General features: G+C 73.1%; 23 protein-coding genes, 1 tRNA gene, 1 pseudogene and 1 CRISPR repeat array. Of the genes and pseudogenes, 10 read left to right on the top strand and 15 right to left on the bottom strand.

The genetic code is table 11. The features are described 5' to 3' along the window. The first annotated feature begins 25 nt into the window (after nucleotides 1-25). From RM844_RS15240 to RM844_RS15230, 3 genes are read left to right on the top strand one after another with little or no spacing between them, the layout of a single operon-like run. On the top strand, nucleotides 26-526 hold the full coding sequence (locus tag RM844_RS15240; protein ID WP_311667728.1) for a hypothetical protein: 501 nt from the start codon (nucleotides 26-28) through the stop codon (nucleotides 524-526). Between the two features lie 26 nt (nucleotides 527-552). Beyond that, entirely contained in the window at nucleotides 553-1,350 is a 798-nt protein-coding gene (locus tag RM844_RS15235) for an XRE family transcriptional regulator (protein ID WP_311667727.1), read from the top strand. Between the two features lie 2 nt (nucleotides 1,351-1,352). Then, entirely contained in the window at nucleotides 1,353-2,561 is a 1,209-nt protein-coding gene (locus RM844_RS15230) for a M20 family metallopeptidase (protein ID WP_311667725.1), read from the top strand. Between the two features lie 210 nt (nucleotides 2,562-2,771). After that, a CRISPR array of direct repeats spans nucleotides 2,772-3,960; the repeat unit is 29 nt; unit sequence CGGGACACCTCCGCTCGCGCGGAGAGGAC. Between the two features lie 108 nt (nucleotides 3,961-4,068). On the opposite strand, the gene RM844_RS15225 is transcribed toward RM844_RS15230, so the two are convergent. Together RM844_RS15225 and RM844_RS15220 are read right to left on the bottom strand one after the other, a co-directional pair. Beyond that, the gene (locus tag RM844_RS15225; RefSeq protein ID WP_311667724.1) at nucleotides 4,069-4,557 is read right to left on the bottom strand and encodes a hypothetical protein; all 489 of its coding nucleotides are present in this window, start codon (nucleotides 4,555-4,557) and stop codon (nucleotides 4,069-4,071) included. Beyond that, on the bottom strand, nucleotides 4,463-5,332 hold the full coding sequence (locus RM844_RS15220; RefSeq protein WP_311667722.1) for a type IV secretory system conjugative DNA transfer family protein: 870 nt from the start codon (nucleotides 5,330-5,332) through the stop codon (nucleotides 4,463-4,465). Before RM844_RS15220 ends, RM844_RS15225 begins: the two co-directional genes overlap by 95 nt. A 57-nt stretch (nucleotides 5,333-5,389) precedes the next feature. Here RM844_RS15220 and RM844_RS15215 point away from each other — a divergent pair. Then, nucleotides 5,390-6,229, top strand: a pseudogene (locus tag RM844_RS15215) (site-specific integrase); the annotation flags it as partial. A 184-nt stretch (nucleotides 6,230-6,413) separates the two neighbouring features. Here the strand turns inward: RM844_RS15215 and RM844_RS15210 are convergent. Next, nucleotides 6,414-6,495 (bottom strand) — tRNA-Tyr (locus RM844_RS15210). Between the two features lie 133 nt (nucleotides 6,496-6,628). Between RM844_RS15210 and RM844_RS15205 the strand changes: the two genes are divergently transcribed. From RM844_RS15205 to RM844_RS15195, 3 genes are all read left to right on the top strand, one after another. Next, a complete protein-coding gene (locus RM844_RS15205; protein ID WP_311667720.1) occupies nucleotides 6,629-7,117 on the top strand; it encodes a YajQ family cyclic di-GMP-binding protein in 489 nt (162 codons plus the stop codon). A 51-nt stretch (nucleotides 7,118-7,168) separates the two neighbouring features. Beyond that, the gene (gene corA, locus RM844_RS15200; protein ID WP_394814520.1) at nucleotides 7,169-8,266 is read left to right on the top strand and encodes a magnesium/cobalt transporter CorA; all 1,098 of its coding nucleotides are present in this window, start codon (nucleotides 7,169-7,171) and stop codon (nucleotides 8,264-8,266) included. A gap of 349 nt (nucleotides 8,267-8,615) precedes the next feature. Beyond that, a complete protein-coding gene (locus RM844_RS15195; protein ID WP_311667718.1) occupies nucleotides 8,616-9,302 on the top strand; it encodes a DedA family protein in 687 nt (228 codons plus the stop codon). A gap of 122 nt (nucleotides 9,303-9,424) precedes the next feature. Here RM844_RS15195 and RM844_RS15190 read toward each other — a convergent pair whose 3' ends face one another. From RM844_RS15190 to RM844_RS15135, 12 genes are all read right to left on the bottom strand, one after another. Then, nucleotides 9,425-9,796 (bottom strand): YccF domain-containing protein, encoded by a 372-nt coding sequence (locus RM844_RS15190; protein ID WP_311667717.1) that lies wholly within the window; start codon nucleotides 9,794-9,796, stop codon nucleotides 9,425-9,427. Between the two features lie 15 nt (nucleotides 9,797-9,811). Then, nucleotides 9,812-10,672, bottom strand: coding sequence for a zinc metalloprotease HtpX (htpX, locus tag RM844_RS15185; RefSeq protein ID WP_311667716.1), 861 nt, complete (start codon nucleotides 10,670-10,672; stop codon nucleotides 9,812-9,814). Between the two features lie 194 nt (nucleotides 10,673-10,866). Then, nucleotides 10,867-12,534: an NADH-quinone oxidoreductase subunit N gene (locus tag RM844_RS15180; protein WP_311667715.1), complete on the bottom strand. Its 1,668-nt coding sequence runs from the start codon at nucleotides 12,532-12,534 to the stop codon at nucleotides 10,867-10,869. Next, nucleotides 12,531-14,123 carry a complex I subunit 4 family protein gene (locus tag RM844_RS15175; protein ID WP_311667714.1) on the bottom strand — a complete coding sequence of 531 codons (1,593 nt, stop codon included), beginning with the start codon at nucleotides 14,121-14,123 and terminating at the stop codon, nucleotides 12,531-12,533. The genes RM844_RS15180 and RM844_RS15175 overlap by 4 nt, the downstream gene beginning before the upstream one ends. 3 nt (nucleotides 14,124-14,126) lie before the next feature. Then, complete coding sequence (locus RM844_RS15170) at nucleotides 14,127-16,052, bottom strand: NADH-quinone oxidoreductase subunit 5 family protein (protein WP_311667713.1); 1,926 nt, start codon at nucleotides 16,050-16,052, stop codon at nucleotides 14,127-14,129. Then, on the bottom strand, nucleotides 16,049-16,402 hold the full coding sequence (gene nuoK / locus RM844_RS15165; RefSeq protein ID WP_311667712.1) for an NADH-quinone oxidoreductase subunit NuoK: 354 nt from the start codon (nucleotides 16,400-16,402) through the stop codon (nucleotides 16,049-16,051). The genes RM844_RS15170 and nuoK overlap by 4 nt, the downstream gene beginning before the upstream one ends. Continuing rightward, on the bottom strand, nucleotides 16,402-16,965 hold the full coding sequence (locus RM844_RS15160; protein ID WP_311667711.1) for an NADH-quinone oxidoreductase subunit J family protein: 564 nt from the start codon (nucleotides 16,963-16,965) through the stop codon (nucleotides 16,402-16,404). The genes nuoK and RM844_RS15160 overlap by 1 nt, the downstream gene beginning before the upstream one ends. Continuing rightward, the gene (locus RM844_RS15155) at nucleotides 16,962-17,510 is read right to left on the bottom strand and encodes a NuoI/complex I 23 kDa subunit family protein (protein ID WP_311667710.1); all 549 of its coding nucleotides are present in this window, start codon (nucleotides 17,508-17,510) and stop codon (nucleotides 16,962-16,964) included. Before RM844_RS15155 ends, RM844_RS15160 begins: the two co-directional genes overlap by 4 nt. Beyond that, nucleotides 17,507-18,466 carry a complex I subunit 1/NuoH family protein gene (locus RM844_RS15150; RefSeq protein WP_311667709.1) on the bottom strand — a complete coding sequence of 320 codons (960 nt, stop codon included), beginning with the start codon at nucleotides 18,464-18,466 and terminating at the stop codon, nucleotides 17,507-17,509. Before RM844_RS15150 ends, RM844_RS15155 begins: the two co-directional genes overlap by 4 nt. After that, nucleotides 18,467-19,498 (bottom strand): NADH-quinone oxidoreductase subunit C, encoded by a 1,032-nt coding sequence (locus RM844_RS15145; protein ID WP_311667708.1) that lies wholly within the window; start codon nucleotides 19,496-19,498, stop codon nucleotides 18,467-18,469. Further along, complete coding sequence (locus tag RM844_RS15140; protein ID WP_311667707.1) at nucleotides 19,495-20,064, bottom strand: NADH-quinone oxidoreductase subunit B; 570 nt, start codon at nucleotides 20,062-20,064, stop codon at nucleotides 19,495-19,497. Before RM844_RS15140 ends, RM844_RS15145 begins: the two co-directional genes overlap by 4 nt. Beyond that, nucleotides 20,055-20,465 (bottom strand): NADH-quinone oxidoreductase subunit A, encoded by a 411-nt coding sequence (locus RM844_RS15135; protein ID WP_311667706.1) that lies wholly within the window; start codon nucleotides 20,463-20,465, stop codon nucleotides 20,055-20,057. Before RM844_RS15135 ends, RM844_RS15140 begins: the two co-directional genes overlap by 10 nt. A 176-nt stretch (nucleotides 20,466-20,641) precedes the next feature. Between RM844_RS15135 and RM844_RS15130 the strand changes: the two genes are divergently transcribed. Genes RM844_RS15130 through RM844_RS15120 form a run of 3 tightly spaced genes read left to right on the top strand, consistent with a single transcriptional unit; the run spans nucleotide 20,642 to nucleotide 23,811 of the window. After that, on the top strand, nucleotides 20,642-21,802 hold the full coding sequence (locus RM844_RS15130; RefSeq protein WP_311667887.1) for a sensor domain-containing protein: 1,161 nt from the start codon (nucleotides 20,642-20,644) through the stop codon (nucleotides 21,800-21,802). Beyond that, nucleotides 21,799-23,112 carry a sensor histidine kinase gene (locus RM844_RS15125; RefSeq protein ID WP_311667705.1) on the top strand — a complete coding sequence of 438 codons (1,314 nt, stop codon included), beginning with the start codon at nucleotides 21,799-21,801 and terminating at the stop codon, nucleotides 23,110-23,112. The genes RM844_RS15130 and RM844_RS15125 overlap by 4 nt, the downstream gene beginning before the upstream one ends. 39 nt (nucleotides 23,113-23,151) lie before the next feature. Then, nucleotides 23,152-23,811, top strand: a complete 660-nt coding sequence (locus RM844_RS15120; protein ID WP_311667704.1) for a response regulator transcription factor — start codon at nucleotides 23,152-23,154, stop codon at nucleotides 23,809-23,811. Nucleotides 23,812-24,019 lie beyond the last annotated feature (208 nt).

The following is a 24,019-nucleotide window of genomic DNA, read 5'->3' as shown; positions in this document are numbered from 1 at the left end:
GGCCGGTCCCCACGCGAGGAGCCCGGTGGACACCCTCTTCGACGCCCCCGAGACGCCGCCCGAGCCGGTGCTGATGTCACTCAACCCGGAGTACTACGAGCTGATCTGGGCCGGCGAGAAGCGCCACGAGTTCCGGCGCCGCTACCTGGCCGGTCGTCCCACCACCTGGTACGTCTACCTGACCGCTCCGGTGTCCCGCCTCACGGCCGTCATCGACCTCGACACCGCCGTGCTGGACACGCCCCGGCGCATCGCGGACATCGCCGAGCAGGTCCGCCCCGGCAACGGCGCGTCGGTCCTGGCGTACCTGGAGGACCTCGAACAGGGATTCGCGCTACCCATCCAGCGCGTGCGGGAGTTCGAGGGACTCGCCGCCGCTGAGCTGTCCGAGATGCTGGGCTCCTTCCACCCTCCCCAGGGCTACACCCTCGTTTCGCGCCATCCCCGGTGGCGGCCGATCTGCGACCGGTTGACCGCCGCTGGGCCCACGAGGCAGCTGAGTCTGGCGCGGGTGCCGGGGGCCTGAGCGTCGTGTCGTGAAGGGAGCAGACCGTGCCCGTACCCGCTCGCACGGCAGCCCACAGCAGCCCGCTGCGCCGGGCCCGCCTGGCCATCCCCGCCACGCTGGAACAGGTGTGCGCGGACCTCGACCAGCTGTCGTCCAGCGGCTCCAGCGGCGTGACACCCAGCATGCTGTCCGGCTGGGAGTTGGGACGCCACACCACCAGCGTCCGCTACCGCACGCTGCTGTCGCACTACTACAACCAGCCGGCGGACGTCCTCTTCGCCCACCAGGACCTCCAGCTCACGACCGCCGAGGAACAGCCCCAACTCCTGGCCGGGCACCGGGAACTACGCCGCGCGATGACCGCGGTCGTGCGCGGCGCCGAGCAGTACCTCGCGGTCACCGGCTCCCGTTCCCGCGACACCACCTACCTGCGAGCGATCGAGACCGTGCTCGCCGAACGGACCGACCTCGTTCACTACCGCATCCTGTTCGGACCGCCACGGCACCCCGAACTCGCCGGGCACCTTGAGCGACTTCTCACCCTGAGGGACCCGAACGACAGAAGCCTCGGGGTGAAGACCCTGCACATCGGGATGATGCCCGCCGACCGAGACGCCCCGGAGCGCTTCTTCTGCGCCTCGGAGAAGGCGGCCGTCGCGCCCATCCCCTCCCTGACGTCGGCTTATGCTTTCGACTCCGGCGTCCTGCTGAGCGCCGGCGCGGCCGGCCGCCTCATCGACCACGCGCGCCAGTGCTACGCGGGAGCCCGCCGGGTCGAAAGCACGGCCGCGCTCTCCACCATGAGGCTCCCCGTGCCCGGCCAGCGAAGGCAGGACGCATAGCCATGGACGCCCCTCGGCACACCGACCCCGGACACGTTCTGGCCTGCGCCAAAAAGGACCACGACAGCGTCCTGGAACTCACCCAGACACTCGTGCGCGTCCCCAGCCGCGGAGGCATCGACCCCTACGAACCCGTCATCCACGCCCTCGTCGCCTGGATGGACACCCACGGCCTGACGGCCGACGTACTGCACGACACGACCGGCGCGGCGGTCGCCGTCACCGCCGACATCCGGGGCGCACACCCCGGGCCGCGCTACGTTCTCAACGCCTGCCTGGACACCGCGCCCTTCGGCGACGAAGCCGCCTGGACCCACCCGCCCACCTCCGGCCTGATCGAGGACGGCTGGCTGTGGGGCCGAGGAAGCTCGGACTCCAAGGTCGCGGTCGCCGTCTTCTGCCACCTCGCCGCCCGCTTCGCCTCCCTCGCTGACCGCCTGCGCGGCACCCTCACCCTGCTGTTCGACCTGGACGAGCACACCGGCGGCTTCGGCGGCGCCAAACGCTACTTCGAAGGCCCGGACGCCCCCGACGACGTGGCCGGTGTCCTGATCGGCTACCCCGGCACCGACAAACTCGTCATCGGCGGACGCGGCGTCCACCGAGCCCAACTCCACGTCCACGGCGTCGCCTCACACTCCGGCGGCCGCAAGACCACGCCCGGCGCCATCGACAAGGCCGCCCACCTCGTCCACGAACTCCGCACCGCCGAACTCCCCACCGCCACCGCCGACTTCCCGGTGCCAGGCAAGTTGACCGTCACCGCCATCAACGCCGGCCAGGGCTACTCCGTCACCCCCGACCTGTGCACCCTCAACATCGACATCCGCACCACCCCCGCCTTCGACGACACCGCAGCCGCCGAGCTGCTCGCCACCAGCACCGCACACGTCGACCAGGCATGGCCGAACACCCCACCCACCCGCGTCCACACCCACACCCGCTGGCCCCCCTACGCCCTCCCCCCGGACTCACTGCTGCGGTCCGCCCTGCTCGACGCGGCCCGCGCCCACCACCAACACCCGCAGCCGAAGATCGCCGGACCGTCCAACATCGGCAACTACCTCGCGGGCCTGGGTATCCCCGCCACGGCGGGCTTCGGCGTCGACTACACCGGCCTACACGCCACCGACGAACGCTTCCGCACCGACACCGTCCCCACCGTCCAAGCCACCTACCACACCGCCCTGGCCACCCTGCTGCTCAGCTGAACCGCGTAGCCGACCACGCGCGGCAACTCAACGTGAACGCGACCAGCGACCGTAGAGGGGCGCAGCACTGCCGGGAGTTGCCCGGACGCGCGTCGCCGCCCGACGCGTTGAGCAACGAGAGCAGCGAAACCGTTGTCGACAAGTCGCTTCGCCGGCGGGAAGTCACCGGGCAGAGCACGACACGGTGACCGCGCGCGTATGCCTCGGGGTCGGGGGACCTCCGCTGGCGCGGAGGGGACCGTCGTGCATGACGGAACCCCGTCCGTTGCTGCGGGACACCTCCGCTCGCGCGGAGAAGACCGACGCGTTTCCGGTCAGGTGGGCTCTGGTGGCCGGGACACCTCCGCTCGCGCGGAGAGGACCCCGGTCACCTCTTGGACGAGGCTAGGGCCCGCGGGACACCTCCGCTCGCGAGGAGAGGACACCATCATCCAGGGGCCGCTCCCCGGCCGGGTCGGGACACCTCCGCTCGCGCGGAGAGGACCGAATTCCCTCGCGCCTATGCTTTTACCTATGCGGGACACCTCCGCTCGCGCGGAGAGGACAACCGAGAAGCCCCGCACCGGCCGGTGCGGGGCGGGACACCTCCGCTCGCGCGGAGAGGACATCTCCACCGCGACGGTCGACCAGCCCGCCGACGGGACACCTCCGCTCGCGCGGAGAGGACGATCTGCTGGCCGGCCTCTGCGGCCAGCTCGACGGGACACCTCCGCTCGCGCGGAGAGGACCGCAGGATCAGGTCATGTACGCCTGTGCAGCGCGGGACACCTCCGCTCGCGCGGAGAGGACCACACCCCGCGCGCCGCTTCCTCGACCTGGTGCGGGACACCTCCGCTCGCGCGGAGAGGACAGGGCGCCCGCCTCGACGCGCTGGCTGGGGAGCGGGACACCTCCGCTCGCGCGGAGAGGACGAGGGGGACATGACGCAAAGCGACTGGGAAACCGGGACACCTCCGCTCGCGCGGAGAGGACATGATCTTCGGGGACAGCCAGTCCATCTGCCGCGGGACACCTCCGCTCGCGCGGAGAGGACAGGTACATCGCCCGCCCGTCGACGCGCATCCGCGGGACACCTCCGCTCGCGCGGAGAGGACTCATTGTCAACCACCCCCACAGCGATGATGTGCGGGACACCTCCGCTCGCGCGGAGAGGACGCCGTGGACCTGGAGCAGGGGCGGGGCTTCATCGGGACACCTCCGCTCGCGCGGAGAGGACGACTCCCGCCGACGGCCCCACGGTTGAGCTGGCGGGACACCTCCGCTCGCGCGGAGAGGACGTTTGGGTCTTGGTTTGGACCTTAGTCTGGGCCGGGACACCTCCGCTCGCGCGGAGAGGACGCTGGACGAGCACACCGTGCGGATCACCCTGGCGGGACACCTCCGCTCGCGCGGAGAGGACACTTTCTGACCTGCGGCGTTAGAGGGGCTTTGCAGTTTCTTTACCGTCGCCCCGCCCGGTTGGTCGCTCGTTGCGCGGGGGCCGTTTCGGTTGGGGCATATCGGAATCCTAGGGCGCGGGCGGCTCCGACTGCGCTCGGGTCGTGATCGCGTGGTTCGCGGCCTCCGCGGTGAGTTGGCGGGGGTGGGCGTCGTGGTTGCCGCGGTGGCAGGGGGAGTTGGGGCCGAGGGTGGTGGTCATGCGGCGGTGGAGGTCTTCGAGGTCGTGGTGCCAGCGGCCGACGTAGGCGGCCGTTGATGCCTGGTAGACGTCGAGGCGGCTGAAGGCGAGGGCGGCCAGGTCGTGGGCGATGCTCGGGTGGTGGGGCCAGCAGGCGGGGATGACCTGGTGGTCCTGGGCGGCGTAGGTGGCGTTGAGCCACACCGCGACGTCGTCGAGCCAGGTCCAGACGGCCTCGGCCAGGTCGCCGGTCAGGGCGCACAGGTCCCAGGGGTGGGGCGCCTCAAGGGCGTCGGCGGCGTCTCCCTCCGGGCCGTCCGGGTGGAGGAGTCGGCGGACCGCGGTGGGGGGCGGGGGCCACGCCGGTAGGGGCGTCATCGGCGGGTGCGCCAGGCGGTCGCGTGTTGGTGTCGGCGGTCGCGTTCGACGGCCGTCGCCCGGGCGCGGGCGTCGTCGGCGAGGGCGCGGACGTGGGTGATTCCCGCTGGATGGTGGGCCAGTCGGGGTGGTGGTTGAGGGGTGGGAGTTCGACGAGGACGGGCGGGAGGTTGCCGGCCAGGAGGAGGGCGTGGCCGGCGGCGATGTCGAGGCGGGTGATCTGGTGGGCGCGGAGGACGGGTTCGTGGTCCTGGCTGGCGGCGTGGCTGCGGCTGGGTGGTCCGCCTCGGTGGTCGTGGGTGTGGGTGGTGGAGGTCTTGATGACGTCGGTGGTGCCGCAGAGTTCCTGGAGGTCCTTGAGGAGGGCGACGTCGTGGGAGCCGCCCAGGACGAGGGTGTTGTTGGTGATGGCGGCGAGTTCGCGGGCGACGGCGCGTCCGAAGCGGCTCTCGGCGGAGGCCCAGGACTGGACGAGGTAGACGACGCACAGCCCGCGTCCTCGGCCGTCGGCGACGCGTTGCCGTAGTGAGGGCAGGGGCGCGATGTTGGGTGCTTCGTCGAGCGCGGCGACGAGGGGTGGGGCGAGTCGTCGGTGGGGCTTGGTGACGGCGAGTTGTTCGGCCCGGTCGAGGACGTCTTCGGTGATGGCGGTGACCAGCGGGGAGAGGGAGGAGTGTTCGCAGTCCTTGCCCAGCAGGTACAGGGTGCCGGCGGTGTCGAGCAACTCCTCGATGTCCGTGGCGTCTTCGGGCGGCACGTCGACGGCGTCGATCACCGGTTGGTGGGCGAATGCGGCACGGCACGCTGCCCGCGCTGACCATCGTGGTCTCCTCTCGACGGGAAGCCGGCCGCCGCCCGGACGGCGAAGCGCAAGCGGGCCTGCCTGAGCGACGTTCTCGGCCTGGCCGTCGAGGAGAAGCTCCTGCCCGGCGGCGTCAACCCGCTGACCACCGTGCGTTGGGCGGTCCCGCGCGCCGCCGAGCAGGTCGATCCGGAGAGCGTCGCCAATCCCCCGCAGGTCCGCCGGCTCCTGGCCGCGGTGCGCCAGCAGGGCAGGCGCGGCGAACACCTGGAGGCGTTCTTCGGCTGCCTCTACCACGCGGCGCTTCGCCCGGCCGAGGCCATTCACCTCACCCGCCGCCAGTGCCAGCTCCCCGCCCAGGGGTGGGGCCGCCTGACCCTGCGGGGTGGCGTGGTGCGTGCCGGGCGGAGCTGGACCGACGACGGACGGGCCCACGAGGTGCGCGGGTTGGAGGCCCGGGCGCCCGAGGACACCCGCCCCGTGCCCGTCCCTCCGGTCCTGGTCCGGATGCTGCGCCGACACGTCGACGCCTTCGGCACCGCGCCCGACGGCCGGCTCTTCCGCACCGGGCGCGAGGGCGTCCTCCAGGAGAGCGGCTACGGGGAGGTCTGGGCCCGCGCGCGGAGCACGGCCCTCACGGAGGAGGAGGCGGCCTCGCGGCTCGCCCGCCGCCCGTACGATATGCGGCACGCCGGCGTCTCGTTCTGGCTCAGCTCCGGTGTGGACCCCGCGGAGTGCGCCCGCCGTGCCGGGCACAGCCTGTCCGTCCTGTTCCGCGTCTACGCCAAGGTCCTCGCCCAGAGCGAGGAACGCTCCAACCGGCGCATCGAGACCGCGCTGCGGGAGTGGGAGGACTTGCCGGGGCGCTAGCCGCCCGGCGGCGTCGGGGCCCGGGGACCGGCTGGGGAACGGAGGCTGGATCACTCCGGGACACACCCGGGAGAATCCGACGCGTAAGCCGCTTTTCGATTCACCGTCGAACAAGCCGCCCAGGCGCGGCAAAAAGACCCCCCGCCCAGCTGATTTCACTGGTCAGAGGGTCTTACTCGCACTGTGGCGGCGCCAGGATTCGAACCTGGGAAGGCTGAGCCGGCAGATTTACAGTCTGCTCCCTTTGGCCGCTCGGGCACACCGCCTTGCTGCGGTTAAACCATACCCGATGCGCGGGGGTGGTTCGCCACTCGGTTCGGCCGGGTCGAACGGGGCGGCCGGTGGCTAGGCTGTCGAGGACCGAGCCGGATTCCGGATGTATGAGGAGCCAACACCACCATGGCCGACTCCAGTTTCGACATCGTCTCCAAGGTCGATCGGCAGGAGGTCGACAACGCGCTCAACCAGGCCGCCAAGGAGATCTCCCAGCGCTACGACTTCCGTGGGGTGGGCGCCTCCATCGGCTGGTCCGGCGAGCTGATCGAGATCCGGGCCAACGCCGACGAGCGGGCGAAGGCCGTGCTGGACATCTTCCAGTCCAAGCTGATCAAGCGCGGCATCTCGTTGAAGGCGCTGGACGCCGGGGAGCCGCAGGCGTCGGGGAAGGAGTACCGCCTGGTGTCGAGCATCAAGGAGGGCATCTCCACCGACGACGCGAAGAAGGTCGCCAAGCTGATCAGGGACGAGGGCCCGAAGGGCGTGAAGGCCCAGGTGCAGGGCGACGAGCTGCGGGTCAGCTCCAAGAGCCGGGACTCCCTCCAGGAGGTGCAACGCCTGGTGAAGGAGGCCGACTTCGACTTCGCGGTGCAGTTCGTGAACTATCGCTGAGCGTGGCTGCCGGTGGGCCGGGGCCGGGTGGGGTAGGAGGTAGCGGTGACCATGATCCGTCCGCTCCGCGCGGCGTTCGAGCTGGCCTGGCGACACCGTCCGGTCGGGACGGTGTCGGCCGCGGCCGCCGCCGAGACTCCCGCGGCGGCGGCCGTGGTGGACTGCGCGGTCTACCGCGACGGGCTGCGCCGCCCGGCCCCCCGGGACCCGGCGGCGGCGATCGGGCAGGCCAGACGGCGGCGGGGCGCCTTCGTCTGGATCGGGCTGCACGAGCCGACGGAGGAGGAACTGGCGGGCGTGGCCGAGCAGTTCGGGCTGCATCCGCTGGCGGTCGAGGACGCGGTCCACGCGCACCAGCGGCCCAAGCTCGAGCGCTATGACGACACGCTCTTCATGGTGTTGAAGACCGTGCGCTACGTCGACCACCACGAGCTGACGGCGACCAGCGAGGTGGTGGAGACCGGCGAGGTCATGGTCTTCGTCGGCGCGGACTTCGTGATCACGGTCCGGCACGGCGAGCACGGGGCGCTCGGCGCGCTGCGCCGGTCGCTGGAGGAGCGGCCGGCGCGGTTGGCCAAGGGTCCGTCGGCGGTGCTGCACGCGATCGCCGACCAGGTGGTGGACCACTACCTGGAGGTGGCGGCGGCGGTCCGGGACGACATCGACGACATCGAGTCGGCGGTCTTCGCCGACACCCGGGGCAGCGCGGCGCAGGTGGGCCGGATCTACCAGCTCAAGCGGGAGGTGCTGGAGCTGAAGCGCGCGGTGGCACCGCTGGACCGGCCGCTGCAGCAGTTGTCGGAGGCCTCGTCGGGCCTGGTGCACCCGGAGATCCGCAGCTACTTCCGGGACGTCGCCGACCACCTGAACCGGGTCGCCGACCAGGTCACCGGCTACGACGCGCTGATCGACTCGATCCTGCAGGCCAATCTGGCGCAGGTGCAGGCGACGCAGAACGAGGACATGCGCAGGATCACCGCGTGGGCCGCGATCATCGCGGTGCCCACCATGGTCTGCGGGGTCTACGGGATGAACTTCGAGCACATGCCGGAGCTGCGCTGGCGGTTCGGCTACCCGCTGGTGCTGGTGGTGATCGTGACGGCCATCGTGCTGATCCACCGGGGTTTCCGGCGCAACGGGTGGCTCTGACCCGAGCGCGTTGGTTTGCTTGCGGGAACACCGTGGGGCGGGGGCGGCCCGGCCGGCGGGGGCGTGCCGCCCGGGCCGCCGCCGGCCGGTCGGCGCGGGCGGCGCGGCGGACGGCGGCGGGGCGGACCGGCGGGCCGCGCGGGGCGGGGGCGCCGCCGGGCCGCGCGGGCCGGGCGCCGCGGAGGCCGACGCCACTGTGATGTCCGACACGTTCGCCCCGGCCGGGCCGGTGCCCCGGGGTGACCGATCGCCGGCCGACCGGTCACCGGTGCCGTCGGGGCGCAACCCGGACATGACCGTTACGGATCAACGGCAGCGCTGACGCGTTCCATTCCTTAGCCTTGCGCACATGAACGATGCGATCATCCAGGCGGTCGAGAACTTCGTCTCCACCCCATGGGTGTACCTGGCGCTGTACGCCATCGCGATGCTGGACGGATTCTTCCCCGTGGTGCCCAGTGAGACACTGGTGATCACCCTGGCGGTATTCGCTGCTGCGAACGGTGAACCCAATGTCGTCCTGATCATCGTGGTGGCCGCGCTCGGGGCGTTCACCGGAGATCACATCTCCTACTTCATAGGCCGAAAGTCCGGCTCCCGGATCTACGCCAAACTCAAGCCGGGCACCCGTACCCGCAAGGCGTACGACGGGGTGGCCAAGATGCTGGAGAAGCGCGGCGGCCTGGTGCTGGTGGTCGCCCGCTACATCCCGGGGGGCCGCACGGCGGCCACGCTGACCACGGGGGCCACGGGCTTCCCGCTGCGCTCGTTCACCTTCTACGACACCATCGCCGCGATCTCCTGGGCGCTCTACTCCACCGCCATCGGCTACATAGGCGGCCACGCCTTCGAGGAGGAGCCGCTGCGCGGGGTGATGCTGGGCCTGGGCCTGGCGCTGGGCATCACGCTGCTGCACGAGGGCATCCGCTACCTGCGGGAGCGCTACGTGCTGGCGAAGCGGGGCGGCGGCGAGGCCGAGCGGGAGAGCGAGGCGGCGGCCGGCGCCCGCGCCGAGGAGGCCGCCAAGCGGAACTGAGCGCCGCCGCCGGCCATCGGTCGGCGCGACGCGAACGCGACGCGAACGCGACGCGAACGAGGGCGGTGGCCCGGGTTCTCCCCGGGCCACCGCCCTCGTCGTCGTACGCGGCAGGGGTGGGCTCAGACGCGGACGATCTCGCGGCCGAGCGGCATCAGGGAGACCGGGATCAGCTTGAAGTGCGCGATGCCGAACGGGATGCCGATCACGGTCACGCAGAAGGCAACGCCGGCCACGATATGGCCAAGAGTGATCCAGATACCGGCCACGATCAGCCAGATGACGTTGCCGACGCCGGAGGCCAGCCCCGCGTCGTGCCGGTCGGTGACCCGGTAGCCGAACGGCCAGAGGGCGTAGGTGGCGATGCGGAAGCAGGCCAGCCCGAAGGGGATGGTGACCACCAGCAGGCAGCAGATCAGCCCGGCGATCGCGTAGCCGAGGGCCATCCACAGGCCGGAGAAGATGAGCCAGATGATGTTCAGAAGGGTTCGCACGGAGCCAGCATGGCGTCAACGACCGCCGCCCGCCATCCTTTCCAGCCGGGCGATGCGCTCCGCCATCGGCGGGTGGGTGGCGAACATCCGGGCCAGCCCCTCGCCCTTGCGGAACGGGTTGGCGATCATCAGGTGGCTGGCCGTCTCCAGCTGGGGCTCCGGGCGCAGCGGCAGCCGCTGGGTGCCGGCCTCCAGCTTGCGCAGCGCGGCGGCCAGGGCCAGCGGGTCCCCGGTGAGCCGGGCGCCGGCGGCGTCGGCCTCGTACTCCCGGGAGCGGCTGACCGCCAGCTGGATCAGCGAGGCGGCGATCGGGCCGAGCAGCATCACCAGCAGCATCCCGACCAGCCCGGGGCCGTCGTCCTCGTCCCGGCCGAGCGGCAGGAACCAGGCGAAGTTGACCAGGAACATGATCACCGAGGCCATCGCGCCGGCCACCGACGAGATCAGGATGTCGCGGTTGTAGACGTGGCTCAGCTCGTGCCCGAGCACGCCGCGCAGCTCGCGCTCGTCCAGCAGCCGCAGGATGCCCTCCGTGCAGCAGACGGCGGCGTTGCGCGGGTTCCGGCCGGTCGCGAAGGCGTTGGGGGCCTCCGTCGGCGAGATGTAGAGCCGGGGCATCGGCGCTCTGGCCTGGCCGGCCAGCTCGCGGACCATCCGGTAGAGCGCCGGGGCCTCGAACTCGCCGACCGGGCGGGCCCGCATCGAGCGGAGCGCGAGCTTGTCGCTGTTCCAGTAGGCGTAGCCGTTGGTGGCCAGCGCGACCACCAGGGCGATCAGCAGCCCCGTCCGGCCGAAGAGACTCCCGATGACCAGGATCAACGCGGACATGCCGCCCAGCAGTGCGGCCGTCCTCAGTCCGTTGTGCCGGCGGTGCACGGTGGGCCCTCCAGATCGCGCGCGGGGGTGTCCGGATCATCCCGGGTGTCGGAGTATCTCCACTCACAGTGGACACTCCCGAAGGGCACAACGCCACACGAAGAGGATGCGTTCCCCGCGAACCCCCGCGGCCCGGCTCGGGGCGCGCTCGGGGCGGGTTCAGGGCCGGATCACGGCCGGCTCGGCGCCGCCGGTCAGAGGCCGCCGCCGGCGAGCGTCAGGACCAGTTGGGGAGCCCCGGAGAGCAGCAGGCCGACGGCGCTGGTGAGCGCGATGACGCCGCCGATGGCCAGCGAGGGCCGGCCGGTGGGCGCGGCCGCCGCCTCCCCCGCCGCCTCCGCCGCCGGCTCGGGCCCGGGCTCGACGCCGGGCTCGGCCGGTTGGAAGAGCAGCGCGGTCCACCGCAGGTAGTAGACGAGCGCGACGGCGACGTTCACCGCCATCACCACGGCCAGCACGCCGAGTCCGGCGTCCACCGCCGAGCGGAAGACGGCGACCTTGGCGAAGAGCCCGATCACGCCGGGCGGCAGCCCGGCCAGGCAGAGCAGGAAGAAGCCCAGCGCCAGGGCGGCCAGCGGGCGGCGGGCGTACAGGCCACGAAAGTCAGCGACACGATGCCCCGAGCCGTCGCCCCGGTCCCTGAGGACCAGCGCGAGCACGGCGAAGGCGCCGAGGTTCACCGCGCCGTACATCAACGCATAGGCGAGGGTGGTGCCGACGGCGGACTCCAGCGCCGCGCCGTCCGCCGCGTAGCCGGCGGCGGCCACCGGCACCAGCAGGTAGCCGGCCTGGCCGATCGAGGACCAGGCCAGCAGGCGCACCGCGCTGTGCGGCGCGCCGGCCGTGGTGCGCAGCGCGGCGACGTTGCCGACCGTCATGGTGAGCCCGGCGAGCACGGCGAGCGCCGGCCCCCACACCTCGCCGTGCCCGGGGAAGGCGCCGGTGGTGACCAGCAGCAGCCCGGCCAGCCCGGCGCTCTTGCCGACCACCGAGAGGTAGCCGGCCACCGGCAGCGGCGCGCCCCGGTAGGTCTCCGGCACCCAGAAGTGGAACGGGACGGCGGCGACCTTGAAGACGAAGGCGATCAGCGTCAACGCCACCCCGACCCGGACCAGGGTCGCCAACCGTTGGTCGGTGGCCGGCAGTTCGGTGGCGATCTCGCTCAGGAAGAGGCTGCCGGCACCGGCGTAGACGAAGCTGACGCCGAGCAGCCCGACGGCGGTGGCGGTCACCGAGGTCAGGAAGAACTTCCAGGCCGCCTCGGCGCCGGCCGGGCTCCCCGGGCGCAGCCCCACCAGCGCGTACGCCGGCAGCGTGGTCAGCTCCAGGGCGATCACCAGGGTGGCCAGGTCGCGGGCCGCCGGCAGCAGCGCGGCGCCGCTGGCCGAGGCGAGCAGCAGGAACCAGAACTCCCCGCCCGGCAGCCGTCCCGGCGCCCCGCCGTCCACCTCCGGATCCGCGCCGGCGACCGCCGCGGCCCCGGAACCTGAGCTGGAGCCGGCCCCGGAGCGGGAGCCGGCCCCGGCCCCGGACCGCGCGCCGGCGCGCAGCTCCGGCACCGTCAGCAGCCCGGCGAGCAGCGCCCCGCCCAGCACCAGCAGCTGCACGACCAGCGCGAACCGGTCGGCGGCGTACGAGCACAGTCCCGGCTCGTCGGCCAGGCAGAAGGTGGACCGGCCGTCGTCCCACAGCGGCAGCAGCGTCAGCAGGGCCAACGCCAGCCCGCCCAGCGCCAGCCAGGCCAGCGCCGCCTTCCGGCCGGCCGGCAGGAAGAGGTCGGCGACCAGCACGGCCACCGCGGTCAGCGCGACGATCAGCGGGGGCGCCACGGCCACCCAGTCCACGTGCTGGATCAGGTTCATCGGACCACGCCCGGGAGCAGGAGCTGGACGGCTGGATCGGTGAGGTGCAGCAGGACGGCCGGCCAGAGGCCGGCGAGCAGGGTGAGCGCGACCAGCGGGGTGGCCACCAGGTAGTCGGGGGCCCGCAGGTCGGGGAGCGGCGCGGCGCCGCCGGCCGGCACCGGGCCCATGCAGACCCGGCGCACCACCAGCAGCAGGTAGGCGGCGGTCAGCAGGGTGCCGACGGCGGCGACCGCCAGATAGGTCAGGTAGGCCGGCTGGCTCAGCCCGTCACCGGGGTGGAAGGCGCCCAGCATGGCGAGGAGTTCGCCCCAGAACCCGGCCAGCCCCGGCAGCCCGAGGGAGGCCACCGCGGCGAACGCCAGCAGCCCGCCCAGCCGCGGCGCCCGGCCGTAGAGCGCGGCGCCGCCCGCCTTGGCCAGGGTGTCCAGGTCGGTGCTGCCCAGGCGCTCCTTGACGGCGCCGACCAGGAAGAACAGCAGCCCGGTGATCAGTCCGTGGGCCACGCCGGCGAACAGCGCGCCGTTCACCCCGCTGTGCGTGAGGGTGGCGACGCCCAGCAGCACGAAACCCATGTGGCCGACGGACGAGTAGGCGATCAGCCGTTTCAGGTCGCCGCCGGCGCCCTCCCGCACCAGGGCCAGGCAGGCCAGCGAGCCGTAGATGATGCCGGCCACGGCGAACGCGCCCAGGTAGGGGGCGAGCACCCGGACACCCTCCGGGGCGACCGGCACCGCGATCCGGACCAGCCCGTAGGTGCCCATCTTCAGCAGCACGCCGGCCAGCAGCACCGAGCCGACGGTGGGGGCCGCCGTGTGGGCGTCCGGCAGCCAGCTGTGCAGCGGCCACATCGGGGTCTTCACGGCCAGCCCGAGGCCGATCGCCAGCACCGCGAGGATCTGGGTGCCCCGGGTCAGTCCGGCGCCCTGCGCCTCGGCCAGCGCCACCATGTCGAAGGTGCCGGCATGGCCGCCGACCAGCAGCAGCCCGAGCAGCATCAGCACCGAGCCGACCACCGTGAACAGCACGAACTTCCGGGCCGCCGCGCCCCGTTCGGCGCCCTGGCCCCAGCGGGCGATCAGGAAGTACATCGGGATCAGCACGGTCTCGAAGGCCAGGAAGAACAGGATCAGGTCCAGCACCGCGAAGGTGGCCAGCATCCCGGTCTCCAGCAGCAACAGCAGCGCCACGAAGGCGCGCGGGCCGGGGGTGCCGGGGCCGGTCGGCGGCCGGAACCAGGAGTACAGCGCGGCCAGGAAGGTCAGCAGCGCGGTCAGCACCAGCAGCGGCAGCGAGATCCCGTCGACGCCCAGGTGCAGCCGGACGTCCAGCGCCGGCACCCAGGCCACGTCCGTCTCGGCCTGCACGGCGCCCGGCCGCTGGTGGTCGAAGGACAGCGCCAGCAGCAGCGTGGCGGCCAGCACCGCGCCGGTGACGACCACGCCGTGCCGGAGCACGTCCCGGTCCGGGCCGCCGGCGCCGCGCAGCCCGGGCGGCGCGGGCAGCAGCCCGGCCACCGCGCCCACCAGCGGCAGCGCCACGACGGCCAGCAGCAGCGCCTGCTGGACCGGGTCGGACAGCGTGATCATCGGTCACTCCCCCACCGCGACGAGCACGGCGGCCACCCCGAGCACCAGGGCCCCGGCGACCAGCGCGCTCAGATACGTCTGGACGTTGCCGGTCTGCGCCCGGCGGGCCAGCGTGCCGAGCAGCCCCGGGGCGCGGGCCGCGCCCCGCACATAGGTGTCGATCACCGCCCGGTCCAGGAACCTGACCAGCCGGGCGGCGCCGCGCACCGGCCGGACCACGGCGGCGGCGTAGAGCGCGTCCGCGTGGAAGCCGGCCTCGGCGTGCCGGCGCAGCGGGCCGAGCAGCGCGGGCGCCGGGTCCTCGGCCCCGCCGCTCTCGTAGGCGCGGCGCCAGGCGGCGTAGGTGGCGGTGCCGCCGAGCACGGCGGCGCCGGTGGCCAGCACCGAGGTGGTGAGCGTCGGGGCCAGCGAGCCGCCGTCGAACCAGTCGGGCAGCTCCCGGTAGGCCAGCCCGAGCAGCAGCGAGGGCACCACCAGCAGCCACAGCACCCCGGTCATCGCCGGCGCGGAGCGCGCGCCCGGCGGCACGCTCTCGGTGCGGGCCCGGACCGGGTCGTGGAAGGCGAGCAGCCACAGCCGGGCGGCGTAGGCGGCGGTGAGCAGCGCGGTGGCGAGCCCGGCGACCAGCACGATCCAGCCGGCGGCGGCCGGCGCGGCGAGGCTGCTGGAGACGCCGTGCTCGTTGTCCAGGGCGGCGTGCTCGGCGGCGCCGATCACCGCCTCCTTGGAGAAGAAGCCGCTGAACGGGGGGACGGCGGCCAGCGCCAGCAGCCCGATGGTCATCGCCCAGAACGCGTCCGGCGCCTTGGCCCGCAGGTCCCGCATCCGGGACAGCGCGGCCAGCGAGCCGGTGCCTGCGGTCTGGATGAGCACGCCGGCGGCGAGGAAGAGCAGCGCCTTGAACGCGCCGTGGGTGAGCAGGTGGAAGACGGCGGCCTCCCGGTCGGCGACCGCCAGGGCGCCGGCCATGAAGCCGAGTTGGCCGATGGTGGAGTAGGCGAGCACGCGCTTGACGTCGTCCTGGGCGAGCGCGGCCAGCGCGGAGCCCAGCATGGTGAGCGCGGCCAGCGCGGCGAGCACCACCAGCGCGGCGGCCGACTCGGCGAAGACCGGCAGCAGCCGGGCGACGAAGTACACGCCGGCCGCGACCATGGTGGCGGCGTGGATCAGCGCGGAGACCGGGGTGGGGCCGGCCATCGCGTCCGGCAGCCAGGTGTGCAGCGGGACCTGCGCCGACTTGCCGGCCACGCCGGCCAGCAGCAGCAGCGCGACGACGGTGGGGTGGGCCAGCTCGAAGCCGGACAGCGAGGAGGAGAGCCGGGCGACGATCTCGCTGATCCGGAAGCTGCCGGCGTCCGAGGCCAGCGCCAGGATGCCGATCAGGAACGGCACGTCGCCCAGCTTGGTGACCAGGAACGCCTTGAGCGAGGCGGCGCGGGCGGTGGTCGTCTCCCAGTAGTGGCCCACCAGGAAGTAGGAGCAGACGCCCATCACCTCCCAGCCGACCAGCAGCACCACCAGGTCGTCGGTGTAGACGACCAGCAGCATCGCCGAGGTGAAGAGCGAGACCAGCGCCGCGTAGGACGGGTAGCGGCGGTCGCCGCGCAGGTAGGCCGTCGAGTAGAGCTGCACGCAGCCGGCCACCACGGCGACCAGGACGGCGACCAGCACCGCGAACCCGTCCAGCCGCAGGGCCAGTTCGACCGGCAGCGTCTCGTTTCCGGTCGGGGTCAGCTCGGTGGCGGCGATCAGCGGCTCGGCGCCGTGCTGGCGCACGGCGACCAGCACGGCGAGCGCGGCGGCGGCCAGCGTGGGCAGCACCGCCAGCGGCTGGACGAAGCCCGGCGCCCGGCGCCCGGTGAGCAGCAGCACGGCGGCGGCCAGCGCGGGCAGCAGCGGGACGAGGACGGCGGCGGTCGTGGTGTTCACGTGGTGGTGGTCTCCCGGCTCGCCGCGTCGGCGGGGTCCTCGTCCCGGTCGGCCAGCGCGCGCAGCCGGTCGACGGCCGAGGTGCCCCGCCCCCGGTGGACGAGCAGCACGATGGCCAGGCCGACGCCGATCTCGGCGGCGGCCAGGGCGATGAGGAAGAGGGTGAAGACCTGGCCGGTGTGCGCCTCGTCCCGCAGCCACACGTCGAAGGCGACCAGGTTGAGGCTGACGGCGGCGAGCATCAGCTCGACGGACATCAGCACCAGGATGGCGTTGCGCCGGGCCAGCACGCCGTAGACGCCGACGCTGAACAGCAGCACGGCCAGGACCGTCGGGTAGACCAGGTGCATCAGCGCTCACCCGCCGGCCGGCCGGCCGTCTCGCGGGCGCGCGCGGCGCGGGTCCGGGAGAGGGTGATGGCGCCGACCAGCGCGGCCAGCAGCAGCACGGAGAGCGCCTCGAAGGGCAGCACCCAGTAGCGGAAGAGGCTGTCGCCGAGGGCGGCGGCGTCGCCGTGCGGGGTGTCCAGGTCGATCCAGGTGGTGCGGAAGGCGTCCACCACGAGCGTCACCAGGGTGGCGGCCGAGGCGATGGCCACGCCGAGCGCCACCCGGCGGTTGCCGGAGTCGGCGTCCGGGGACGGGCCGATCGGCGCCTTCGTCAGCATCAGCCCGAAGAGCAGCAGCACCACCACCGAGCCGAGGTAGATCAGCACCTGGACCCAGGCCACGAACTCGGCGGTCAGCAGCAGGTACTCGACGGCCAGCCCGCCGAGCGCCACCACCAGCCAGAGCGCGGCGTGCACCAGCTGGCGGGTGGTCACGCAGAGCACCGCGGCGCCCAGCACGACGAGGCCGACGAGCAGGAAGACGATCTCCTGTCCGGAGGGGGAGAGCAGCTCCCGGCTGGTCATCCGGCCCCCTCCCCGGTGTCGGTGGCCTGCTCGGCGGCGGCCTTCTCGGCGGCCTTCCTGGCGGCGGCGATCTCCTTGGGCTCCACGCCGGCCGGGTCCAGCGGCGGCGGCTCGGGCACCGTCCACATCCACTCCCGCAGGGTGTCCCGCTCGTGGGTCAACTCCCGGATGTCCGTGGTCGCGTACTCGAACTCCGGCGACCAGAAGAGGGCGTCGAACGGGCAGACCTCGACACAGATGCCGCAGTACATGCACAGCGAGAAGTCGATGGCGAACCGGTCCAGCACGTTGCGGCTGCGCTCCCGGCCGCCGGGGCCGACCGCCGGCAACGTCTCCTTGTGCGAGTCGATGTAGATGCACCAGTCCGGGCACTCCCGCGCGCAGAGCATGCAGACCGTGCAGTTCTCCTCGAACAGCGCGATCACCCCCCGGCTGCGCGGCGGCAGCTCCGGCTGCGCCTCCGGGTACTGGGCGGTGACCGCGCGCCGGGTCATGGTCCGCAACGTGATGGCCAGCCCCTTGGCCAGCCCCGATCCCAGGCTCATCCCTGCACCACCTTGATCACTCCGGTGAACGCGATCTGGGCCAGCGCGAGCGGCACCAGCACGGTCCAGGCGAACTTCTGGATCTGGTCGGCGCGCAGCCGGGGCCAGGCCACCCGCGCCCAGATCACCAGGAAACAGAGCGCGCCGGTCTTCAGCAGCGTCCACAGCCAGCCCAGCTGGTCGGCGAACGGCCCGTGCCAGCCGCCGAAGAAGAGGACGGCGGTCAGCGCGGACACCACCACGATGCCGGCGTACTCGGCGAGCAGGAAGAACGCGAACCGCAGCCCCGAGTACTCGGTGTAGGCGCCGAAGATGATCTCCTCCGGCGCGATCGGCGCGTCGAACGGCGGCCGCTGCAACTCGGCCAGGCCGGCGGTGAAGAAGACGAACGCCCCGACCAGCTGCCAGGGCACCCACCACCACTCGAAGGCGTCGAGGATGCCGGGCAGGCTCAGCGTGCCGGCCGCCATGGCGACCGAGGCGGCGGACAGCAGCAGCGGCAGCTCGTAGGCCATCAGCTGGGCGGCGGTGCGCAGGCCGCCGAGCAGCGCGTACTTGTTGGCCGACGCCCAGCCGGCGATCAACGAGCCCAGCACGCCGACGCCGAGCACCGCCAGCACGAAGAAGATCCCGGCGTCCACCGACTGCCCGACCAGCCCGTCCGGGCCGAGCGGGATGGCGATCAGCACCACCAGGTACGGCACCAGCGCGACCGCCGGCGCCAGCCGGAAGATCCGCCGGTCGGCACCGGCCGGGACGGTGTCCTCCTTCTGGGCGAACTTCACGCCGTCCGCGACGAGTTGGGCCCAGCCGTGGAAGCCGCCGGCGTGCATCGGGCCGAGCCGGCCCTGCATGTGCGCCATCACCTTGTGCTCGGCCTGCCCGACCAGCAGCGGCAGCACCAGGAACGCGACCAGCACGGCCAGCACCCGGACCGCGACGTCCCACCCGTCCACTCAGCCCCGCCCCTCGTCCGCCCCGTCCGCCCCGGCGGGCGGCTCCGCCGGTCCGGCGGGCGGCTCCGCAGGTTCGGCGGGCGGCTCCGCCGGTTCAGCGGTCGGCCCGGCGGGCGGCTCCGCAGGTCCGGCGGGCGGCTCCGCCGGTTCAGCGGTCGGCCCGGCCGGTTCGCCCGGCCCGGTGGGCCCGGGGGCCCCCGCCGGCCCGGTGGGCCCCTTGTCGGCGGCCGGCCCCGCCGGCCCCGCCGGCCCGTTGGCACCCGCCGGTTTCGTCGGCTCCGCCGACTCCGCCGTCCGTTGGCTCGCCGAGCCGCCGCTGGCCGAGCGCATCCGGCGCGGCCGGGCCGCGCCGCCCGCCGCCCGCTGGCTGGCCGAGCCGGCGCTCGCCGAGCGCGCCCGGCGCGGTCGCGCCGCGCCCGGCTCGCCGCCCTCGGCGCCCCGCGCGGGCCTGGCGGCCGGCGCCGCCGGCGCCCGGCCCTTGAGCGGGCCCCACTCGTTCGGGTCGGGCACCCCCGGCGGCAGCGGCTGCCGGCGGCGCGGGGTCTCGCCACCCGGCTCCTTGGCGCCTGGCCACTGCTTGGCCACCCGCGCGGCCAGCACGAAGTCCTTGCGCAGCGGGTGCCCCTCGAAGCCGTCCGGCAGCAGCAGCGGGGCCAGCTCCGGGTGGCCGGGGAAGTCCACCCCGAACATCTCGTGGGTCTCCCGCTCGTGCCAGCCGGCACCGGCGAAGACGCCGGTCGCGGTCGGCAGCGTGGGGGCCTCGTGCGGCAGCGTGACGCGCAGCAGCAGCCGGCGCGGCGGGGTGCCGAGCGCCACCACGTGGGCGCAGACCAGCAGCCCCACGCCCGGCTCGTCGACGGCGCTGAGCCAGTCGAAGAAGTCGCAGCCCAGCTCGTCGCGCGCCACGCGCAGCGCGGCCGGCCAGGCGGCGCCCGCCGGGACGTCGACGGTCAGCACGTCGTACGCCTCCTCGGCGACCGCGCCGGGGCCGAAGATCTCCGCCGCCTCCCTGGGCAGCCAGCCCACCGTCACGGCGTGTCCCGCCGGACCAGGTCGCTGGTCAGCGCCGCCGGGGAAGGACGGCCGGCGGCCGGCGTCGGGTAGCGGTCGGCGAGCGACTCCTCGGCGATCTTCTCCTGGAGCTTGAGGATGCCCTGGAGCAGCGCCTCCGGCCGGGGCGGGCAGCCGGGGACGTAGACGTCGACCGGGATGATCTGGTCCACGCCCTTGGTCACCGCGTACGAGTCCCAGTAGGGCCCGCCGCAGTTGGCGCAGGCACCGAAGGAGATCACGTACTTCGGCTCCGGCATCTGCTCGTAGAGCCGTCTGACCGCCGGCGCCATCTTGTCGGTGACGGTGCCGGAGACGACCATCAGGTCGGCCTGCCGGGGTCCCGGGGCGAACGGGATCACGCCCAGCCGGATGAAGTCGTGCCGGGACATCGAGGCCGCGATGAACTCGATGGCGCAGCAGGCCAGGCCGAAGTTGAAGACCCAGAGGCTGTAGCGGCGGCCCCAGTTGAGGACCACCTTCATCGGCTCGGGGGCCAGCCGGGCCAGCGGTCCGAGGGCGCCGCGCGGCGCCGGGCTCAGGTCCATGTGAGCACGCCCTTTCGCCAGGCGTAGAGCAGCCCGACCGAGAGAAAGCCCAGGAAGACGAACATCTCGACCAGCGTCGCCGCGCCGAAGCCGTCGGCCGCGAAGACCGTCGCCCAGGGGAAGAGGAAGACCGAGTCCACGGCGAAGATCACGTAGAGGAAGGCGTAGACGTAGTACCGCACCTGGGTGTGGGCCCAGCCCTCGCCCACGGGATCGACCCCGCACTCGTAGGGCAGCAGCTTCTCCGGGGTGGGCACCTCGGGGCGCAGCAGCCGCCCGCCGACGAACGCCACGGCGGTGAAGAGCACGCCGACCACCGCGACCAGACCGACGACCGAGTAGCCGTGGAAGTAGTCGGGCACGTTGGGGCCTCCGGTGGTGTCAGGGAGGGCTGACAGCACGGGAGTCTAGGGGGTCGGCGGCGCGTTGTGACCATGACGGGGTGGGGCGGGGTGGGGATAGCCCCACCGTCGAGCACCGACACACCCCATGGTGGCCGCGGCCCGGCACCCGGCAGGCTTGTCCCGTGACCAGCCGAGGGAGTGCCGCCGCCCGGACCGGGCGGGCGGCGGAGTCGTTGCCACCGCCCAGGGCGCCGCTGTCCGCGGCGACCTGGCGGGAGTGTGTCTACCTGCTGTCCAGCTGGCTGCTCCAGCTGGTCGCCTTCGGCTGCGTGCTGGCCTGGCTGTTCCTCGGCGCGCTGCTGGCGGTGACCGTCGTCGGCCTGCCGGTGCTGGCGCTCGGGCTGCTGGGCTGCCGGCAGTTCGGCCGGCTGGAGCGGGCGCGGGCCAGGGCGCTGCTGGGCGTCGAGGTGGAGGAGCCGAGCCCGCTGCGCGCCCACCGGGGGGCGGGCTTCTTCAACTGGCTGTGGTCGGCGCTGCGGGACCCGGTGGGCTGGCGGAGCGCGCTGTTCGTCGTGGTGCACCTGCCGTGGGCGCTGCTGACCTTCGGCGTGGTGCTGGTCTCGCTGTTCGTGGCCTGGCCGGTGCTGCCCTGGACGGCCCGCTACCTGAGCCAGGTGGACCGGGCGCTGGTGCGGGTGCTGCTGTCGCCGTCGGACGAGCTGGAGCGGCGGATCGCCGAGCTGGAGTCGGACCGGGTGATCGTCACCGACACGGCCAGCGCTGATCTGCGGCGGATCGAGCGGGATCTGCACGACGGGGCACAGGCCCGGCTGGTCGCGCTCGCCATGGACCTCGGCCTCGCCAAGGAGAAACTCACCCAGGACCCCGAAGCCGCAGCCCGCATGGTCGACGAAGCCCACGGCGAGATCAAACTCGCCCTCCAGGAACTCCGCGACCTCGCCCGCGGCATCCACCCCGCCGTCCTCACCGACCGCGGCCTCGGCCCCGCACTCTCCGCCGTCGCCACCCGCTGCACCGTCCCCGTCACCATCGACATCGACCTCGACCAACGCCCAGCCCCCGCCATCGAAGGCATCGCCTACTTCACCACCAGCGAACTCCTCCAGAACATCAGCAAACACAGCAACGCCCACCACGCCCACCTCGAAATCTGGCGCACCCACCACCGCCTCATGCTCCAGATCACCGACGACGGCCAAGGCGGCGCCACCCCCACCCCCAACAGCGGCCTCGCCGGCCTCGCCGAACGCCTCACCGCCGTCGACGGACTCCTCGCCATCGACTCCCCCCACGGGGGACCCACCACCATCACCGCCGAACTCCCCTGGCGCGACCGCGACGGGAAGAAGCACGAAGGGAGGGCGGCCCGATGACCGTCCTACGTCTGACATTCGGGGCCCGCACCTGGCGGGAGGGGCTGTACGCGCTGCTGAACCTGCCGCTGGCGCTGGCCGGGTTCGTCAGCGCGTTCGCCGGGCTGGCCGTCTCCGGCGCGCTGCTGATCACCTTCGTCGGGCTGCCGCTGATGGCGCTGGTGCTGCTCTTCCTGCGCGGTTTCGGCTCGCTGGAGCGGGGCCGGGCGCGGCTGCTGCTCGGCCAGCGGGTGCCGCCGCCCGACCCGCTGCGGACCCGGGACGGCAAGGCCGGGCTGCTGGCCTGGATCGGCGCGGTGCTGCGGAACAACGCGTCCTGGCGGGCCACCGCCTACGCGCTGGTCCACCTGCCCTGGGCGATCGTGACGTTCACGGTGATGGCGGTGGTCTGGGCCGGCGGCTTCGGCGCGCTGAGCTACCCGCTGTGGTTCTGGGCGCTGGACGAGAAGCCGGGGATCAACGTGGGTGACGAGGGCGGCGGCTGGGTCTGGGACAACCCGCTGGAGGTGGCCATGGTCGCGGCGGTCGGGCTGCTGCTGCTGGTCGCCGGCGGGGCGCTGATCCGCGGCATGGCGGCGGTGGACCGGGCACTGGTGGCGGCGCTGCTGGGGCCATCGTCGGCGGCGGCCCGGGTGTGGCAGCTGGAGGAGGACCGGTCGGTGGTGGTGGACACCTCGGCCGCTGATCTGCGGCGGATCGAGCGGGATCTGCACGACGGGGCACAGGCCCGGCTGGTCGCGCTCGCCATGGACCTCGGCCTCGCCAAGGAGAAACTCACCCAGGACCCCGAAGCCGCAGCCCGCATGGTCGACGAAGCCCACGGCGAGATCAAACTCGCCCTCCAGGAACTCCGCGACCTCGCCCGCGGCATCCACCCCGCCGTCCTCACCGACCGCGGCCTCGGCCCCGCACTCTCCGCCGTCGCCACCCGCTGCACCGTCCCCGTCACCATCGACATCGACCTCGACCAACGCCCAGCCCCCGCCATCGAAGGCATCGCCTACTTCACCACCAGCGAACTCCTCCAGAACATCAGCAAACACAGCAACGCCCACCACGCCCACCTCGAAATCTGGCGCACCCACCACCGCCTCATGCTCCAGATCACCGACGACGGCCAAGGCGGCGCCACCCCCACCCCCAACAGCGGCCTCGCCGGCCTCGCCGAACGCCTCACCGCCGTCGACGGACTCCTCGCCATCGACTCCCCCCACGGCGGACCCACCACCATCACCGCCGAACTCCCCTGGCGCGACCGCGACGGCTCGGCCGGCGGGCGTCCGCCGGGCGGCGGGCTCGGGCCGAGGTGAGATGCTGGTCGCGGATCGGGGCGAGCGGGGAGTGGAGACGTGCGGGTAGTCATCGCCGAGGACTCGGTGCTGCTGCGGGACGGGTTGACCCGCCTGTTGAACGACCGGGGGCACGAGGTGGTGGCCGCGGTCGGGGACGCGGAGGCGCTGGTCGCCGCGATCGACCGGCTGGCGGCTGGCGACGGCGTGCCGGACGTGGTGGTGGCCGACGTGCGGATGCCGCCGACCCACACCGACGAGGGGGTCAGGGCGGCGGTGCGGCTGCGGCAGCGGTATCCGGAGCTGGGGGTGCTGGTGCTCTCCCAGTACGTGGAGGAGCAGTACGCGACGGAGCTGATCGCCGGCTCCAGCCGGGGCGTCGGCTACCTGTTGAAGGACCGGGTGGCGGACGTCAGCGACTTCGTCGGCGCGGTGACCCGGGTGGCGGAGGGCGGCACGGCGCTGGACCCGGAGGTGGTCGCGCAGCTGCTCGGCCGGAGCCGGAAGCAGGACGTGCTCGCCGGGCTGACCCCGCGGGAAAGAGAGGTCCTGGGTCTGATGGCCGAGGGCCGTACGAACTCCGCGGTCGCGCAACAACTCGTGGTAAGTCACGGCGCGGTGGAAAAGCATGTGAGCAACATCTTCATGAAGCTCGGTTTGGCGCAGAGTGACACAGATCACCGGCGGGTTCTGGCAGTTCTCACCTATCTCAACTCCTAGCCCCCTGCCACGCTTGTGGTGAGGCGAACAACGCGTGCGTCAGGCGGAGTTGGACAATCCGACGGCGGAACGGGGGGACCAGGTGAGGGCGTCGGAAGCACGGCGTTCGGTCACCGGCGGTGAGTGGGCGGCGGCGATCCGCCACCGCCATGGGAAGGCAACCCTTACTCCCCGTACCATGGCCGACAAGAGCCGCCTCAGAGGAGGG

This window comes from Streptomyces chisholmiae, from assembly GCF_031845445.1.
GTDB lineage: Bacteria > Actinomycetota > Actinomycetes > Streptomycetales > Streptomycetaceae > Streptomyces > Streptomyces chisholmiae.
This window is presented reverse-complemented; position numbering and strand designations above follow the sequence as displayed.

Coding starts and splice junctions, on each gene's coding strand:
- RM844_RS15140 (WP_311667707.1), bottom strand. CDS start 20,064: ATGGACCTGAGCCCGGCGCCGCGCGGCGCCCTCGGACCGCTGGCCCGG.
- RM844_RS15205 (WP_311667720.1), top strand. CDS start 6,629: ATGGCCGACTCCAGTTTCGACATCGTCTCCAAGGTCGATCGGCAGGAG.
- RM844_RS15195 (WP_311667718.1), top strand. CDS start 8,616: ATGAACGATGCGATCATCCAGGCGGTCGAGAACTTCGTCTCCACCCCA.
- RM844_RS15225 (WP_311667724.1), bottom strand. CDS start 4,557: ATGACGCCCCTACCGGCGTGGCCCCCGCCCCCCACCGCGGTCCGCCGA.
- corA (WP_394814520.1), top strand. CDS start 7,169: ATGATCCGTCCGCTCCGCGCGGCGTTCGAGCTGGCCTGGCGACACCGT.
- nuoK (WP_311667712.1), bottom strand. CDS start 16,402: ATGCACCTGGTCTACCCGACGGTCCTGGCCGTGCTGCTGTTCAGCGTC.
- RM844_RS15155 (WP_311667710.1), bottom strand. CDS start 17,510: ATGAGCCTGGGATCGGGGCTGGCCAAGGGGCTGGCCATCACGTTGCGG.
- RM844_RS15125 (WP_311667705.1), top strand. CDS start 21,799: ATGACCGTCCTACGTCTGACATTCGGGGCCCGCACCTGGCGGGAGGGG.
- RM844_RS15230 (WP_311667725.1), top strand. CDS start 1,353: ATGGACGCCCCTCGGCACACCGACCCCGGACACGTTCTGGCCTGCGCC.
- RM844_RS15160 (WP_311667711.1), bottom strand. CDS start 16,965: ATGACCAGCCGGGAGCTGCTCTCCCCCTCCGGACAGGAGATCGTCTTC.
- RM844_RS15175 (WP_311667714.1), bottom strand. CDS start 14,123: ATGATCACGCTGTCCGACCCGGTCCAGCAGGCGCTGCTGCTGGCCGTC.
- RM844_RS15180 (WP_311667715.1), bottom strand. CDS start 12,534: ATGAACCTGATCCAGCACGTGGACTGGGTGGCCGTGGCGCCCCCGCTG.